Consider the following 16,998-nt stretch of genomic DNA (forward strand, 5'->3'; position numbering starts at 1 on the left):
ATTTACTATATAATCTCTCCATCTATATTTTTTCTATAATTAAAAGCTTCAATTATATGATGTTCTAAAATTTCTTTACTTTCATCTATATCCGCTATTGTTTGTGCTAATTTAATGACTTTACTGTATCCTCTCATTGATACACTAGATGTATTATAATAGTGTTTTAAAATATCACTACATCCTTTACTCATTTTACATATGTCAAATACATCTTTTCCTTTTATATCTGAATTATATTTGTATCTCGTATTTTTAAATCTTTCTTCTTGAATTTCTCTAGCCTTAAGAACTTTTTCTTTCATTACTTTAGAATTATAAGAATCCTCTCTTTTCTCAATATCATCATATTTAAGTCTTGGAACAAAAGTCAAAATATCCATTCTATCTAATAACGCAGTAGAAAACTTTCTAAAATACTTTTTCGCATTATATCTAGAATACAAACCACTTTCTAATATGCTTTCATCTTTTTCTTCAATCGGATTAAATGCTCCAACAAGCAAAAAGTTCGCTGGCATTGTATAATTCCCACTAATTCTATCTATATTGATTTGTTTTTCTTCTAACGGCTCTCTTAAGGATTCTAAAGCATCTTTTTTAAACTCTAATACCTCATCAAGAAAAAGCACTCCATTATGTGCTAATGTTACTTCTCCTGCTTTAACTTCTTTTCCGCCTCCAATTAAAGCACTTTTAGTTGTAGTATGATGTGGAGACCTAAAAGGACGATTTATTAAAGTATTTTTCTCCATAAGACCAGATGCACTATATATTTTTGCTATTTCTAATAATTCTTTTTTTGATAATGGTGGCAATATTGATGTTATGGCTTTAGCTAACATTGTTTTACCACATCCTGGTTCCCCATATAATAAAATATTATGTTTTCCTGCTGCTGAAATTTCCAAAGCTCGCTTTGATGAGTACTGCCCTATGATTTCACCAAAATCCAAATTTTCTAATATATCCTTTCTTTCAATGTCATCTTTAGAAATTCTACATGGTAATAAATCTTTGTATGTTACATATGATATTACTTCTTTCAAGTTTCTAAATGGATAGTATTCACCTTCATCAAAATAGTAACTTTCTTCTAAATTTTCATAAGGAAAAATAAATTTATTTTTCCCTTCTTTTATTCCTTCAATTATTATAGGTATACTTCCCTTTACTGCTTTTAATTCTCCTGATAATGATAGTTCGCCAAAAATTATATAATCATTTACTTTGTTATGTTCTATTTGATTAGATTCCATAAGTATTCCTAATGCTATAGGTAAATCTAAAAGAGAACCTATTTTTTTCATATCTGCTGGCGCTAGATTAATAGTTATTCTTCCTAGTGGAAAATCATATCCACTATTTAAAATTGCTGATCTCACACGCTCTTTAGATTCTTTAACAGAAGTATCTGCAAGCCCAACAATTGAAAATGATGGTAAACCTTTTGATATATCAACTTCTACTTCTATTAATAACCCTTCTAAGCCATTTTGTGTGGCACTTATTATTTTTATAGACATATTAAATCACCCATTAACATTATAGACATATAAACTTTTATTAATCCTTTTAATAAGAATGATTCACTTTTAAAATTTATGTCAATAATATTTACTATATTTTGTATATTATTATTCTTAACATAATTTTTATATTACATTTAATAAAAAATTTTTTATATCTTTAAGGAGCTTATATTAATGAAGAAATTTAATAAAGACATAGGAACTTATTGTGAAAAATTGTCATGTGATTATTTAATAGAGAATAATTTTAAAATACTTGAATGTAACTTTAAAAATTTTCTAGGAGAAATAGATATTATATGTATAAAGAATTCTATATTAATAATAATAGAAGTAAAAGGCAGATATAATTATGAATTTGGATCTCCAAAAGAGTCCGTGTCTATAAGTAAACAAAAAAACATTATAAAGGTTACAAAATCCTTTATAAATTATAAAAAACTTTATAATTTCAATGTACGTTTTGATGTTATAGAAGTATATCTGAATAAGCTTGATTCATCTTATAAAATTAATCATATAAAAGATGCTTTTAGAACTTAAAAATACCTTGTGAAATAATTTTCATATTATTTCACAAGGTATTTATTATAATATATTATTTAAAAAACTATTTCTATGTATTTCACATTTTCCATATTTTTTCAATCCATCTATATGTTTCTGCGTTCCATAACCCATATTATTTTCAAAATCATAATGTGGATATTTAATTGAATATTCCTTCATCAAATTATCTCTGTATACTTTTGCTAATATAGATGCAGCTGCAATACTAGCACTTTTAGTATCGCCCTTTATTACAAATTTATTAGCTATATCTATATTCTTTACTAAGTATCCATCAGATAATACTAAATCAGGTCTTACGCTTAAATTATTGCAAGAGTCTAAAAAAACATTATTATTAGAAAATGCTATTCCTCTTCCATCTATTTCTTTGTTTGATGAAAGAGAAATATAATACGCTAATGCTTTTTCTTTAATTATTGCTGATAATTCTTCTCTTTTGGTGTGATTTAATTTTTTAGAATCATTTAAATATAATATTAACTCTTCATCAATAACATTTAAATCTAAAATTACTGCACAAGCTACAATAGGTCCTGCTAATGGTCCTCTTCCAACTTCATCAACACCAGCTATATATTTGAATTCTCCAAAAGATTTATCAAATTCATACATAGATTTTACCCTACTCATTTCTTTTATGTATGAATCCAATTGCTTTTGCATGGTCTTCCCTAAAGATGATACATTTTTTCTTTTATCATCTAATAATTTATTAATTATCATCTTCAATTCTTCAGACTTATAGCTATCTAAAATTGATATTTCTGAAGCTTTTTCTTTTATAACTTTATATGATAATTTATCTATATCTAACTCAAGGAAACTATTCATTTATTTTACCTGGACGTTCTAATGAAATTTTTCCTATTCTTCCTGCTCTAAATTCATCTAATAGTATAACAGCTATTCTATTGTAATTAATTTCTCCCCCTGAAACTAATGTACCTCTTTTTTTAGCTATTGCATTTAAAGTTTCTAATGGGTCTTCAAAAACTTCATCTATTTTATATCTTTCCTTTAAATTATCTTTATAAAAATTTTGTAACCTTTCAACAAGTTTATATGAAAGTTCTTCTATATCCATTATTTCATCTTTTATAGCACCTGTAAAAGCTAAATTTAATGCTGTTTCTTCATCTTCAAATCTAGGCCATAATACACCTGGTGTATCTAAAAGTTCTATGCCTATTGATGTTTTTATCCATTGCTTACTTTTAGTAACTCCTGGTCTATCTCCTGTTTTAGCAATACTATTTCTAGCCATTTTATTTATAAATGTAGATTTACCAACATTAGGAATTCCAACAACCATAACTCTAGTTGTTATATTCACCATCCCTTTTGCTCTTAATCTATCATGTTTTTCTTTAAGTAAAGATAATAACATTGGTTTTATTGCTTTTAATCCGTCTCCTTTTAAGCAATTTACCTCTAATACTCTAACATCGTCTTTAGTTAAATGTTTAATCCAATCTTTTGTTACTTTGCCTTCTGTTAAATCACTTTTATTTAAAAGTATTATTCTTGGCTTACCTTGTAATAAACTATCTATATCTGGATTAGCAGAACTTCTTGGTATTCTAGCATCTCTTATTTCAATAACCGCATCTACTAATTTTAAATTTTCTTTTATTTCTCTTTGAGTTTTTTTCATATGCCCTGGAAACCAGTTAATTGCCATTTCATTTCCTCCTTACGCTTCTTTTTTTCTATATTAAAAGAAAAGAAGCTTAAGCTTCTAATTAATTTATTATAGAAAAAAAGAGGACTGAATCAGTCCACCTTTTAATCTAATTATCTAGTTAATAATTCTTTAACCTTTGCAGCCTTACCAACTCTATCTCTTAAGTAGTAAAGTTTAGCTCTTCTTACTTTACCTCTTCTTGAGATTTCAATCTTTTCGATTATTGGTGCATGCATTGGGAATGTTCTTTCAACACCGCATCCATAAGCAACTCTTCTTACAGTGAAAGTTTCTCTTAATCCACCGTTTTGTTTCTTAATTACAGTACCTTCAAACATTTGTACTCTTTCTCTTGTACCTTCTGTAACCTTAACATAAACTTTTACGTTGTCACCAATTTTAAAGTTTGGTAGGTCAGTTCTTAATTGTTCAGCTTCAATAGCTCTTATTATTTCGTTCATTGTGCATTCCCTCCTTAAAGATAATTTGACGTTCTTAACAAAATATATATGCATGACAGAGGAACGCCCGTACTAGCACGTTTTTAATCATAACATATTTTTTTATTTGTTTCAATAAATTTTATTTATTTTTTCTTCCCAAAAGTTTCTTATCTTCTTTTGTTAAAGTAACATTCTTATATAAATCAGGTCTTCTCTTTTTAGTTAAGTTTAAAGATTGTAATCTTCTCCATTTTCTTATGTTCTCATGATGGCCTGATAAAAGTATTTCTGGAACACATTCTCCCTCAAACTCATACGGTCTAGTATATTGAGGATATTCCAATAAATCATCAGAAAAAGATTCTTCCATAAAACTTTCTTCTTTTCCTAGTACCCCTGGTATCAATCGTAAAATAGAATCTATAACTGGAATTGCTGCCATTTCTCCTCCTGTAAGAATAAAATCACCTAATGATACTTCCACATCAATATGTTTATATACACGCTGATCTATTCCTTCATAATGACCACATAAAAATATTAAATTTTCCTCTTTTGAAAGATCCATTGCCATTTTTTGATTAAATGTTTTCCCTCTAGGTCCTAAGAAAACTACTTTACCCTTATTATTTTCCTTAGCTTTTCTTATAGTATCTACAATTGGTTGAGGTGCCATCACCATTCCGGCACCTCCACCATAAGGGTAATCATCTACCTTTTTATGTTTATCTAAAGTATAATCACGTATATTAAGCAATTCCAATTCTATTATATTATTTTCCTTAGCTCTACCTATTATGCTGTGATTAAAAATTGAAAACATTTCCGGAAAAAGAGTAAGTATACTAATCTTCATCTTGCCACTGCCTAACTGGTTTTATTACTATTTTTTTATTATCTATATCAATATCTAAAACAATATCTTTTAAAACAGGAATTAATAATTCTTTAGGTTCCTTTATCCAATATACATCATTGCTTGGCGTGCTAATAACATCAAATATTTTTCCAAGTTCCATATTATCAGTATCATATACCATACAACCTATTAAATCAACAATATAGTGAGTATCTGCTTCTAGTGTAGGAGCATTACTTCTAAATATCTCAATATATTTTTGTTTATAAGTTTCAGCATCATTCATAGTGTCTATTCCTTCTATTTTTAAAATAACTCTATCTTTTTGGAATTTAACACTTTGTATATTTCTTTCTTTTCCATCAATTAAAACATTTTTTAATTTTTTAAATTTATTAACATCATCAGTCAATGGATATACTTTTACTTCCCCTTTAATACCATGAGTATTTACGATCTGTCCTATCTTAAATATCTCTTCCAAAAAATTCACATCCTTTACATATTGTTTTATTTTAAATATTTAAAAAGAGTTAGGTGTAACCCTAACTCTTTATTTTTAAATAATTTCTACTATAACTCGTTTATTTTGTTTAATGGCTACGGCTTTTACAACAGTTCTAATTGCTTTGGCTATTCTCCCTTGTTTGCCGATAACTCTACCCATATCTTCAGGAGCTACTTTTAGCTCTAAGATTATTGATTGTTCACCAATTATCTCATTGATACTAACGGCTTCTGGATTATCAACTAGAGATTTAGCTATAAACTCAACTAATTCTTTCATAAACCTCTATAATTAATATGTACTAATTATAGAACTCACCTCCACAAAATTACTTGCTAAGACCTGCTTGAGTGAAAAGCTTTTTAACTACATCAGTTGGTTGTGCACCATCTTGTAACCATTTGCTAGCTTTTTCTTCATTGATTTTAACTTCAGCTGGTTCAGTTATTGGATTGTAGTAACCAATTTCTTCGATGAATCTACCATCTCTTGGGCTTCTTGAATCAGCAACAACTATTCTATAGAAAGGTGCTTTTTTGCAACCCATTCTTCTTAATCTAATTTTAACTGCCATTTTAATTTCACCTCCTTCAAAAGATATTATTTATTTAAAAAGGTAGTTTTCCAAACAAACCTTTTTTAGACTGTTTTTGAAGCGACTTCATCTGCTTCATATTTTTCTTCATCATTTCATAACTTTTTACAAGCTTATTAACTTCTTGTATTGTTGTACCTGCTCCTCTTGCAACTCTCTTTTTTCTTGAGCTTGCAGTATTACCTGACATAAGCAAAGCTGGATTATTTCTTTCTTTTTCTGTCATAGATTGAATAACAGATTTTGTTTTGTTAATTGCATCTTCGCCTTTAGATAAATCTACATTTTGTAGTTCTTTAGAATTCATTCCTGGAATCATTTCTAAAATTTTATTTAAAGGTCCAAGTTTTTTCATTTGCTCTATAGCTGTTAAATAATCATTAAAATTAAATTCTTGATTTAACATTCTTTTTCCTAAATCAGCTGCTTCTTTTTCATCAATAGCTGATTGAGCTTTTTCTATAAGAGACAATACATCCCCCATACCAAGAATTCTTGATGACATTCTATCAGGATGGAATATTTCAAAATCACTTAATTTTTCGCCAGTACCTATATACTTTATTGGCTTTTCAGTGATACTTCTTATTGAAAGAGCTGCTCCACCTCTTGTATCACCATCTAACTTAGTAAGTATTACGCCTGTTACATCTAAGTCCTTATTAAAACTTTCTGCAACATTTACTGCGTCTTGACCTGTCATTGAGTCAACAACTAACAGTATTTCAGATGGATTAACATTTTCCTTTATATCTTGAAGTTCTTGCATTAAAGCTTCATCAATATGAAGTCTTCCTGCTGTATCTATTATTATAATATTATTTCCATTATCTTTTCCATGTGCTATTCCAGCCTTTGCAATATCAACTGGATTAACTTTATCTCCCATTGAGAACACTGGAATTTCAATTTGCTTTCCAACAATCTCTAATTGCTTTATAGCTGCTGGTCTATAAACATCACATGCAACTAATAATGGTTTCTTATTGTTCTTTCTAAGTTCAAGTGCAAGTTTACCACACATTGTAGTTTTACCTGCTCCTTGTAGACCTACTAACATAATTACTGTTGTTCCTGAACTAGAGTAATTTATTTTACTCTCACTTCCACCCATAAGATTAGTAAGTTCTTCGTTAACTATTTTTATAACTTGTTGTCCTGGCGTTAAGCTTTCAAGAACTTCATTCCCAACACATTTTGAACTAACAGTTGAGATAAATCCTTTAACAACTTTATAGTTAACATCTGCTTCTAATAAGGCAAGCTTTACTTCTCTCATGGCTTCCTTTATATCTTTTTCAGTTAACTTTCCTTTACCTTTTAATTTTCTAAAAGTCTCCTGTAATTTTTCGCTTAAACCTTCAAAAGCCATGTTTAATTACCTCCCTATAAATTTTCTAGTTTTTCTTTAAACATTAAGTAATCTTTATCACTAACAGAATACTTCTCTTGTAGTTCTTCTAAAAAATTCATAATATATTTTTCTTTTCTCATACTCTTTTGAAGTAAGTTAAGCTTACTTTCATATGATAGAAGCTGTTTATCGCATCTTTTTATTAAATCATGAATTGCTTGACGACTTGTTTTATTTAATTCTGCTATTTCAGCTAATGACAAATCATCATCATAATATAATGCCATAACGCTACGTTGTTTCTCTGTTAATAATGAACTATACAAATCCATTAACATTGAAATTTCAACTCGGTCTTCCATAAGATCACCTTACCCACAAAAGAGATTTTAACAGGATTTTATATAGCTGTCAAGTATTTTTACTTAACAGTCATATTTTTTTTATTTTATTATTAAATTATTGCCTCTGCAAAACTTTCAGCATCAAATTCTTGAAGATCATCGATACCTTCCCCAACACCAATATATCTAACAGGTATATTTAAGCTTTGTTTTATTGAAATCACAACGCCACCCTTTGCAGTACCATCTAATTTAGTTAGTATTATTCCATCAATAGGACATACCTCCATAAATTGTTTTGCTTGTATTACTGCATTTTGACCTGTTGTAGCATCTAATACTAATAACGTTTCTTTTGTAACTCCATCTAATTCTCTATCAATAATTCTATTAATTTTTTCTAATTCATTCATTAAATTCTTCTTATTATGAAGTCTTCCTGCTGTATCACATATTAATAAGTCAGTATTTCTTGCCTTAGATGCTTCTATAGCATCAAATACAACTGCTGCTGGATCTGAACCTTCTTGATGCTTTATCAAGTCAACTTCTGCCCTTCTGCTCCATACTTCTAATTGATCTATTGCCGCTGCTCTAAATGTATCTGCTGCAATAAGTAATACTTTTTTTCCAGCCCTCTTATTTTTGGCTGCAAGCTTACCAATTGATGTAGTTTTTCCAACGCCATTAACACCTATTACAAGCATCACTTTCTTTTCATCATTATTGTCTTCATAATTACCTTCTAATAATATTTCCTTTATAACTTCTTTTAATGCTGGTTTCACTTCTTGAGGATCATTAATCTTTTCTTTACGAATTTTTTTTCTTAATCTTTCAATAATATCCATGGTGGTATCCATACCTATATCAGATGTTATTAATATTTCTTCTAATTCCTCATATAAATCTTCATCTATTGTTATGGCTATTTTTAAAGCTTCATTTATTTTATCTGTTAACCCATCTCTTGTCTTAGTTAATCCATCTTTTAGTTTATTAAATAAATTTCCAAACAAATTTAATTCCTCCTAAAACTTTAAGTCTACATATATTTTTATTATTTAGTTTTACATATATTATTTTATTTCTATACACCATAAACTAATCTCTTCTTTAGTATATAATATATTTCCAAACTTCTAAACAACAAGTTGCAAATTTTATTAAAAAACAACATTTTAATATAACATAATATATTTAGTATCTATCTTTAGCTAGCAGTTAAATCTACTGAAACTACTTTAGACACTCCTTTTTCCTCCATAGTGACACCATAAATTATATCACTTACTTCCATAGTACCCTTTCTATGAGTTATAACTATAAATTGAGTATTTTTAGAAAATTTAGTTAAGAATTCTGCATATCTATATACATTTGCATCATCCAATGCAGCTTCTATTTCATCTAATATACAAAACGGTGTTGGCTTCATCTTTAATATTGAAAATAATAAGGCTATTGCAGATAAAACTTTTTCTCCCCCTGATAGCAAGTTAATATTTTGAAGCTTTTTACCTGGTGGTTCAACATTTATATCAATGTTTGCAGTTAACTCATCACCATCACATAAAATCAATTGTGCACTTCCACCTTTAAATAACTCTCTAAAAGTTTCATTAAAAGTTTTATTTAATACCTTGAAATTTTCTTTAAACAAATCTTTTATTTTAACAGTCATTTCTTGTATTACAGAATTTAATTCTTCTTTAGCACATTCCAAATCTTTTTCTTGAGAAGACATAAAATCAAATTTTTCTTTAACTTCTTCATATTCTTGAATTGATGCTAAGTTTACTGTTCCAAGTGCTGTTATTTGCATCTTTAATTTCTTAGTTAATTCTTTAACTTCTTCTTCATTTTCAATGTCTTCTGCTATATCTAAAGCTTCTACATATGTTAATTCTAGTTCCTCATTTAATTTTTTATAATAATTATCTTTTTCCATCTCTTTCTTAGCTTTAATAACTTCTCGTTTATTTATATCTCGTTCTTTTAAATTTATCATCTCAAACATACTAGTTATTAAGTTATCTTGTTTTAAAGAGTTTTCTTTTAATTTTTCTTTTTCTAATTCCTTATATTTTAACTGTTTTTCTAACGCTTCTATTTTAACATTATTTTCATTAGTAGCAGTCAATTTATTTTTTATATCATTTTCTAAATTTATAAGATTTTCATTACTATTATTATTTTCAATTACAAGTGCTTTTTCTTTCACTCTTAATTCATTTAATTCTTTTTCTAATCTAATAAATTGATTTTTTTCATTTTGAATAGTTTCATCTAATGTTGCCTTATTAATTTTTATCTCTGTAATATTATTTGTATTCTCATCTATCTCTTTATTCTTTTCTTTAATAGATTCTTCTAATTTTAAATATCTATCTTTATTGAATGTATTTTTATCTTCAATAACTTTAATTTCAGACTTTTTATTTTCAAGATCAGAATTTAATTTATCTATATCCTTTTTGACTCTTTGGAATTCGTTTTTAGTTATCGCTAGATTATCTCTAAATTTGTTAGTATCATTTTTTAATCTTTCAGCTTCACCTTGTTTTTTAGTTATTTCAATATTTTTATAGTGAACCTCATCTCTTTTATTTAATATTTCCTCATCTAATTTTTTTACGTCTTCTCTTATTGCTAAAATTTCTTTTTCTACAATAATACAACTTTTTTGAGTTGTATCAATCTTTAATAATATCTCTTCAATTTCTCTTTTTCTTCCTAATACATTACTGTGTTTAGCATATATACTTCCTCCAGTAAGTGCACCTCCAGGGCTTATAACTTCCCCCTCTAATGTAACTATTTTATACTTATAATTCCCCTTTTTAGCTATCTGCAATGCTGAATTCATATCTTTTGCTATTATTGTTCTACCTAATACATGATCTAATATATTTGTATATGTTGACTCGTAAGAAACAATTTCACTAGCAATACCAAGATATCCATCAATTTTAGTAATATTATTATCTAAAATTAGCTTTTTACCTTTTATTATATTTAAAGGTAAAAACGTTGCTCTACCTAGGCGATGTTCTTTTAAATATTTAATTAACTTCTTAGCATTTTCTTCATTTTCAGTAATAATATTAGAAATTATTGATCCTAATGCTATTTCAATTGCTATTTCATATTGCTTATCAACTTTAAAAATTTCGCCAAGAATTTTAGTGTTTTTCACATTATTAATTAATCCTTTATTAATAGCTTCCATCAAATACTTAACAGATCTATTATAACCTTCATATTGTTTTTCTAAATTTTCTAATATGTTTTTATTAGCCTCTAACTTTGTTACTAAATTATTTAAATTAGTTAATTCTTTTTGTTTATTAGTTAATTTAGTCATTAATGAAGCCATATCACTTTTATCTCTACTTATTTCTTCTTCTAATGAAGTTATATCTTTTTTATCACTCATTATCTTATTCAATAAGTTTTGATAAGTAACCCCATTTATAGCTACATTATGCTTTATGAACTCATATGATTTTTCTAATTCAGCTTTTTTCTCTTCTTTTAATAAAATTTCTTTATTTATTAAAGTTATAGAGTTCTTTGTTTCTGAATTACTCCTTAATAGTTCAAACTCATCTTCTTTAAGTTTAGAAAGCTCTTTTTCCATATCCTCTTGTTCTTTTAAAAGAGTTAACTTTATTTTTTCCAAGTTGACAATGGCTTCGTTCTTTTCTTCTTGGTCCTTTAAGCAGCTTTTTAAATAAACATTTAAGTTAGTTTTAGCTTCTTCAACTTCTTTAATCTTTAATACTAAAACTTTGATTTCTTTATCATTTTTTGAAATTTTTTCTTTTAAGTTTCTAATTCTTTCTTTATTTAATTCTATATCCTTAGAATCTTCACTAATTAGTTCCTTTAGTTTATAATAAGATGTTTTTTCTTCCTCTGTTTCTTTTTCTAATAAATTAATTTTTTCTTCTAATGATTTTAATTTTTCTTTAAGTAAATCTAATTCTCTCTTCTTTTCATCAATAAAAGTATTTTTATCTCTTAATTCATTATCAAATTCTTTTAACTCATCTTCTTTTATTTTTATATATTTAACTAATAGTGAAACTTCATTCTTTCGCAAGTCTTCAGAAATCAAATTAAACTTCAAAGCTTTTTCTCTATCTATTCTCAATGGTTCTATACGTTCACTATACGTAGATATTATGTCTCGTATTCTAACCAAATTACTATCTGTATTAGCTAGCTTCTTTTCTGCTTCTTCTTTTCTGCTTTTAAATTTAACTATACCTGCCGCTTCTTCTAAGAGTGCTCTTCTTTCTTCTGGTCTTCCACTTAATATAGATTCTATCTTTCCTTGTCCTATTAATGAGTATCCTTCTTTACCTATGCCTGTATCCATGAAAAGATTTATAACATCTTTAAGTCTACATTTTTTGTTATTTATTAAATACTCAGATTCCCCAGATCTAAATATTCTTCTTGACACAGTAACTTCACTATATTCCGTTGATAATTTTTTATCACTATTATCTAAAGTTAAAGAAACTTGAGCTAACCCTACAGGTTTTCTATATTGAGTCCCTGCAAAGATTACATCCTCCATCTTTCCACCTCTAAGAGTTTTAATACTTTGTTCTCCTAAAACCCATCTAACAGCATCAGAAATATTACTTTTTCCACTACCATTTGGACCTACTACTGCAGTTACTCCATTGTTAAATTTTAATTCTGTCTTATCTGCAAAGGACTTAAATCCTCTTATATCTAGGGATTTTAAAAACAAATACACCACTCCTTATAAAAATACTGCTGGTAACAATCCTATAATAAAAATTAAAATAATAAAAATAGCCATAAAAACTTTTAGCTTTTCTCTAGTTTTCTTTTTCATAAACAACACTCCTTATTTGTAATAATTTTATCTTAAAGACACTTAAATATCAATGCAATAAAATTCTAATTATAAATCAGCTCAAAAAGCTTTTTATTCCTATATTTTATCAACTTTCAAAATTAAAAAGTTTTCTTAATTAAAAAACTTACAGAATAAAAGCGAGAGTTTCCTCTCGCTAATATGTAATGTTAATATTTTTTTCTTCAGTTATTAGTTTTAAATTTCCTCTTGAGACTTCAAAATCTTGCTTGATTATAATATTCTTGTTTTTTATAGTATTAAAATATTTTTTCTTATTAGCATATAATTTGCTTATATCTTTAGGATTTATCCTTAATTCAACTCTTTCTTTATCTTTTATATTAGAATTAATTAAGTTTGCTATTAAGCTGCTCTCAACCAGTTCTCTAAATGCTGGATGAAACGGACCACATACAATATCCGCTCCTTCATTTATACTTTCAGTTGGTTGAAGTCCTATTCTAATTACTTGAATATTATTTTTAAAGTATAGTTCATACATAGCCTTACTTATCTCAACTGCCTCATCTAAAGAATATGGTGTATATGTTCCCATTTCATACATCTTCTCCATAGGAGTATCTTTAATAACTAAAGCTGGATATATCCTACAAATATCTGGTTTCATCTTTATAGATAATTTGGTTGTTAGAATATCTTTTTCAAAAGTATCCCCCGGTAACCCTGGCATTATTTGATGCCCTAAAACAAATCCATATTGTTTTATTAAAGCTGATGCTCTTTCTACATCTAAAACGTAATGACCTCTACCTGATTTTTTTAATATTTCATCATCTAAGGATTGTACACCAAGTTCTATTATATCAACTTTGTATTCCTTTAAATAAGTAAGTATATAATCATCAATTGCATCAGGTCTTGTAGAAAGTCTTATTTTATCAATTAAGCCTTTATCTTTATAACCTTTGGCTATTTCTAAAAATGCTCTTTGTTTTTCTTCTTTTACAGCTGTAAAAGTGCCACCAAAGAATGAAACTTCTATAATTGCCTCTTTATTTTTTATTGTTTCTAAATAATCATCTATTGTTTTTCTTACTATATCAGTAGTTACTATATCTTTAAGCCCCGTTATTCTGTCTTGATTACAAAATACACATTTATGTGGGCATCCTTCCTGAGGTACAAATATAGGGATAATATAATAATTTTTACTCATAGTTCTTTTCTAACCTCTTTAAAGCTTCTTTTGCTGCATTTTGTTCAGCTTCTTTTTTGCTATATCCTTCTCCTATCCCCATAACCTTTTCATTAATAATTACATTAGTGAAAAATTTTCTTCTATGAGGTGGACCTTCATATTTTACTAAATCATATTGTATTAAAATTTCTCCATCTTTTTGCAATAGTTCTTGTAATTTAGTTTTAAAATCTAATACTATTTCATTATTTATTGCTTTATTTATCATTTCTTCAAAATGAAGTAATATAAAATCATTTACAAAGCCTATTCCCTTGTCTAAATACACTGCTGCAATTACCGCTTCAACAGCATCTGCTTGTATAGACATTCTTTCTCTTCCTCCAGTAAGTTCTTCACCCTTACTCATTCTTATATATTCTCCAAGACTTAACTTCTTTGCTATTTCGTAAAGTGAATTTTCACAGACTATCAAACTTCTAATCTTAGTTAATTCACCTTCTGATTTATCTTTAAACTTATTAAAAAGATACTCTGTAATACAAAGTTGCAATACAGAATCCCCCAAAAATTCTAATCTCTCATTATATTTGGCATCTTTAAATTGATTACCAAATGAACTGTGTGTTAATGCAGTCTTAATTAACGAAGTATTATTAAAATAAACTCCTAAGCGGTTTTCAATATCATTAAATTTATATCTATTCATTTATATCCACTCCTTGAAGTTTATTCTTCAACTTGCTAAAAATAAAATTTAATAAAAACATAACAAATTCAAGAATAAACTAGTTATAAAGAAAATCCCGCTCACTCGCGGGATTATATTATTCATCGTAATGAGCTTTTACGTAATTAACAACGTCGCCAACTGTCTTAAAGTTTTCAACATCTTCATCTGGTATTTCCATATCTAATTCGTCTTCTAATGCCATTATAAGTTCCACTATATCTAATGAATCTGCATTTAAATCTTCAATAAATGATGATTCCATAGTAACACTACCTAAATCGATACTTAATTTATCCGCTATAATATTTTGAATTTTTTCAAACATTTATTTCACCTCCCAAACTCTACAGTTAGATAATAGTATATATTTTTTCCATAGTCAATATTAATTTAAATAACTTTATAAATAAGATTTAATTTTTCTTCTCAAACTCTTTTTTTATCTCATCTAAAACATTATTTTCATAAAAAATCTTTGTTTGTCGAATTGCATTTTTAAAAGCCTTACCATCTGAGCTACCATGTGCTTTTATGCAAATACCATTTACACCTAAAAAAGGCGCTCCGCCATATTCTTTATAGTCAAATTTCTTCATAATTTTCTTTAGAAAAGGTTTTAATAACAATACACCTATTTTACTTTTTAAATCTGCTTTTAATACTTCATCTTTTATCATCCCTAAAATATTAGTAGCTGATCCTTCATACATTTTTAAAGCTGTATTTCCTGCAAAACCATCACTTACTATAATATTAGTATCTCCAGTTGGAATATATCTTGGTTCTATATTACCCACAAAATTTATAGTATTTTCTTCTTTTAACAATTTATAAGTTGCTTTTGTAAGATCATTTCCCTTTTCCTCTTCTGCTCCAATATTTAATAATCCTACACTTGGATTATTAACATTAAATACATTTTTATAGTATATACTTCCCATTTTGCTGAATTGAACTAAGTATTCTGGTTTGCTATCTACATTAGCACCTGCATCAACAATCATAAAGCTTCCTCTTCTACCAGGCATTATAGGACCTAACGCTGGACGTTCTACGCCCTTAATTCTTCCTACAATCAATGTACATCCTGCCAAAAAGGCACCAGTACTTCCTGCTGAAATTATGCCATCACAAGTTCCATCTTTAACCAAATTTAAAGCTTTAACAATGCTAGAATCTTTTTTTCTTCTTAATGCCATAACTGGATGTTCATTTGTTGATATTACTTCTTTCGCATCTATTATAACAATTTTTTCCTTTGAGTAGTCGTATTTTGAAAGTTCTAATGATATTTTATCTTCTGGACCTGTAATATAAAAAATCATTTCATTATATTCTTTTAATGCTGATACTATACCTTCCACAACTGCGCTAGGTGCATTATCTCCACCCATTCCATCAATCGCTATCTTCATAAACTTAACCCCTCTTTTTCTATAATAATAAAAAAAATAGATTAATTAAAAATATTAATCATAATAAATTTAATTAATCTAAAACATTTTTAATTAAATTACATTCATATATCAAAATATTTTACTTAATAATATTCTAATATAAAAATAAAAGAAAGTCTAAAGACTTTCTTTTATTTTTCTGAAGATACAACTTCTCTATTCTTGTAGAATCCACAGTTTTTACATACTCTATGAGCAAGCTTCATTTCATGACATTGAGGACACTCAACTATGCCAGGTAAGCTAGCTTTAAATGTTTGAGCTCTTCTTGAATCTCTTCTTGCGCTACAACACTTTCTTGCAGGATTTCCCATAACTACACCTCCTTATTGTCAAACAAACCTTTTAGAACATCAAATCTAATATCTATATCATCCTTATTACAAGAGCATGGCTGCTTATTAAGGTTTGAACCACATTCTTGACAAAGACCTTTACAATCACTCTTGCAAAGTCTTTGAATTGGTAAAGTAGATATTATATTAGACTCAATTATTTGACTGATGTCTAAAATGTCATCAAGCACAATAACAACATCTTCTTCTTGAAGATCATTATTATTGGCAAACCTCTCTTCTATATCAATATCTATTGGATAGATAAAGGTATCTAAACATCTTGCACAATTCATTTCTAAAGTAATTTTTACTTTAGCTTTCATTATTACAATATCTTTATCAGATGTTATTACTCCTGATACTTCGCACTTACTTACTGGAGTGATTACATCTCCTTCAAATTCAAATTTAGGTATTTCAAATTTGTAGTCAATTTTTTTACTTCTTTCTTTTCTTGAAATAAGATCTGAAACTCGTACTTTCATAATCAGTAGAACCTATTTATTTATAATAAGT

At 27.5% G+C, this 16,998-nt stretch carries 20 protein-coding genes; 1 reads left to right on the plus strand and 19 read right to left on the minus strand.

The features are described 5' to 3' along the window. Positions 1-5: 5 nt before the first annotated feature. The gene (locus RYM86_RS01700; protein WP_315077006.1) at positions 6-1,526 is read right to left on the minus strand and encodes a YifB family Mg chelatase-like AAA ATPase; all 1,521 of its coding nucleotides are present in this window, start codon (positions 1,524-1,526) and stop codon (positions 6-8) included. A 180-nt stretch (positions 1,527-1,706) separates the two neighbouring features. On the opposite strand from RYM86_RS01700, the gene RYM86_RS01705 reads away from it, so the two are divergent. Continuing rightward, complete coding sequence (locus RYM86_RS01705) at positions 1,707-2,075, plus strand: YraN family protein (protein ID WP_315077009.1); 369 nt, start codon at positions 1,707-1,709, stop codon at positions 2,073-2,075. Positions 2,076-2,120: 45 nt separating this feature from the next. Here the strand turns inward: RYM86_RS01705 and RYM86_RS01710 are convergent, their stop codons facing one another. The 18 genes from RYM86_RS01710 to RYM86_RS01795 form a co-directional block, all read right to left on the minus strand. Then, positions 2,121-2,936 (minus strand): ribonuclease HII, encoded by an 816-nt coding sequence (locus RYM86_RS01710; protein ID WP_315077013.1) that lies wholly within the window; start codon positions 2,934-2,936, stop codon positions 2,121-2,123. Then, positions 2,929-3,786, minus strand: a complete 858-nt coding sequence (gene ylqF, locus RYM86_RS01715) for a ribosome biogenesis GTPase YlqF (protein WP_315077017.1) — start codon at positions 3,784-3,786, stop codon at positions 2,929-2,931. The genes RYM86_RS01710 and ylqF overlap by 8 nt, the downstream gene beginning before the upstream one ends. Before the next feature lie 113 nt (positions 3,787-3,899). Beyond that, on the minus strand, positions 3,900-4,250 hold the full coding sequence (gene rplS / locus RYM86_RS01720) for a 50S ribosomal protein L19 (protein WP_003371296.1): 351 nt from the start codon (positions 4,248-4,250) through the stop codon (positions 3,900-3,902). A 121-nt stretch (positions 4,251-4,371) separates the two neighbouring features. After that, on the minus strand, positions 4,372-5,088 hold the full coding sequence (gene trmD / locus RYM86_RS01725) for a tRNA (guanosine(37)-N1)-methyltransferase TrmD (RefSeq protein WP_315077030.1): 717 nt from the start codon (positions 5,086-5,088) through the stop codon (positions 4,372-4,374). After that, positions 5,078-5,575, minus strand: a complete 498-nt coding sequence (gene rimM, locus RYM86_RS01730) for a ribosome maturation factor RimM (RefSeq protein WP_315077034.1) — start codon at positions 5,573-5,575, stop codon at positions 5,078-5,080. Before rimM ends, trmD begins: the two co-directional genes overlap by 11 nt. 75 nt (positions 5,576-5,650) lie before the next feature. After that, a complete protein-coding gene (locus RYM86_RS01735; protein ID WP_003371032.1) occupies positions 5,651-5,878 on the minus strand; it encodes a KH domain-containing protein in 228 nt (75 codons plus the stop codon). Positions 5,879-5,927: 49 nt separating this feature from the next. Then, on the minus strand, positions 5,928-6,173 hold the full coding sequence (gene rpsP / locus RYM86_RS01740) for a 30S ribosomal protein S16 (protein WP_003369516.1): 246 nt from the start codon (positions 6,171-6,173) through the stop codon (positions 5,928-5,930). A 34-nt stretch (positions 6,174-6,207) separates the two neighbouring features. Beyond that, positions 6,208-7,566 carry a signal recognition particle protein gene (ffh, locus tag RYM86_RS01745; RefSeq protein WP_315077052.1) on the minus strand — a complete coding sequence of 453 codons (1,359 nt, stop codon included), beginning with the start codon at positions 7,564-7,566 and terminating at the stop codon, positions 6,208-6,210. Positions 7,567-7,580: 14 nt separating this feature from the next. Next, positions 7,581-7,910, minus strand: coding sequence for a putative DNA-binding protein (locus RYM86_RS01750; RefSeq protein ID WP_315077055.1), 330 nt, complete (start codon positions 7,908-7,910; stop codon positions 7,581-7,583). 92 nt (positions 7,911-8,002) lie between these two features. Then, positions 8,003-8,911, minus strand: coding sequence for a signal recognition particle-docking protein FtsY (ftsY, locus tag RYM86_RS01755; RefSeq protein WP_315077059.1), 909 nt, complete (start codon positions 8,909-8,911; stop codon positions 8,003-8,005). A gap of 194 nt (positions 8,912-9,105) precedes the next feature. Continuing rightward, positions 9,106-12,663 carry a chromosome segregation protein SMC gene (gene smc / locus RYM86_RS01760; protein WP_315077062.1) on the minus strand — a complete coding sequence of 1,186 codons (3,558 nt, stop codon included), beginning with the start codon at positions 12,661-12,663 and terminating at the stop codon, positions 9,106-9,108. A 12-nt stretch (positions 12,664-12,675) separates the two neighbouring features. Next, positions 12,676-12,771 (minus strand): DUF4044 domain-containing protein, encoded by a 96-nt coding sequence (locus RYM86_RS01765; RefSeq protein ID WP_315077065.1) that lies wholly within the window; start codon positions 12,769-12,771, stop codon positions 12,676-12,678. A 178-nt stretch (positions 12,772-12,949) separates the two neighbouring features. Next, the gene (locus RYM86_RS01770; RefSeq protein WP_315077068.1) at positions 12,950-13,972 is read right to left on the minus strand and encodes a radical SAM protein; all 1,023 of its coding nucleotides are present in this window, start codon (positions 13,970-13,972) and stop codon (positions 12,950-12,952) included. Further along, complete coding sequence (gene rnc, locus RYM86_RS01775) at positions 13,965-14,663, minus strand: ribonuclease III (protein ID WP_315077070.1); 699 nt, start codon at positions 14,661-14,663, stop codon at positions 13,965-13,967. The genes RYM86_RS01770 and rnc overlap by 8 nt, the downstream gene beginning before the upstream one ends. A 118-nt stretch (positions 14,664-14,781) precedes the next feature. Then, on the minus strand, positions 14,782-15,012 hold the full coding sequence (gene acpP / locus RYM86_RS01780; protein WP_003368963.1) for an acyl carrier protein: 231 nt from the start codon (positions 15,010-15,012) through the stop codon (positions 14,782-14,784). An 88-nt stretch (positions 15,013-15,100) separates the two neighbouring features. Next, a complete protein-coding gene (gene plsX, locus RYM86_RS01785; protein ID WP_315077080.1) occupies positions 15,101-16,102 on the minus strand; it encodes a phosphate acyltransferase PlsX in 1,002 nt (333 codons plus the stop codon). A 173-nt stretch (positions 16,103-16,275) separates the two neighbouring features. Continuing rightward, the gene (gene rpmF, locus RYM86_RS01790; protein WP_003372794.1) at positions 16,276-16,458 is read right to left on the minus strand and encodes a 50S ribosomal protein L32; all 183 of its coding nucleotides are present in this window, start codon (positions 16,456-16,458) and stop codon (positions 16,276-16,278) included. 2 nt (positions 16,459-16,460) lie between these two features. Next, the gene (locus tag RYM86_RS01795) at positions 16,461-16,967 is read right to left on the minus strand and encodes a DUF177 domain-containing protein (RefSeq protein ID WP_315077088.1); all 507 of its coding nucleotides are present in this window, start codon (positions 16,965-16,967) and stop codon (positions 16,461-16,463) included. Between the last annotated feature and the right edge of the window lie 31 nt (positions 16,968-16,998).

It is taken from the genome of uncultured Clostridium sp. (genome assembly GCF_963527835.1).
In the GTDB taxonomy this organism is placed as follows: domain Bacteria; phylum Bacillota; class Clostridia; order Clostridiales; family Clostridiaceae; genus Clostridium.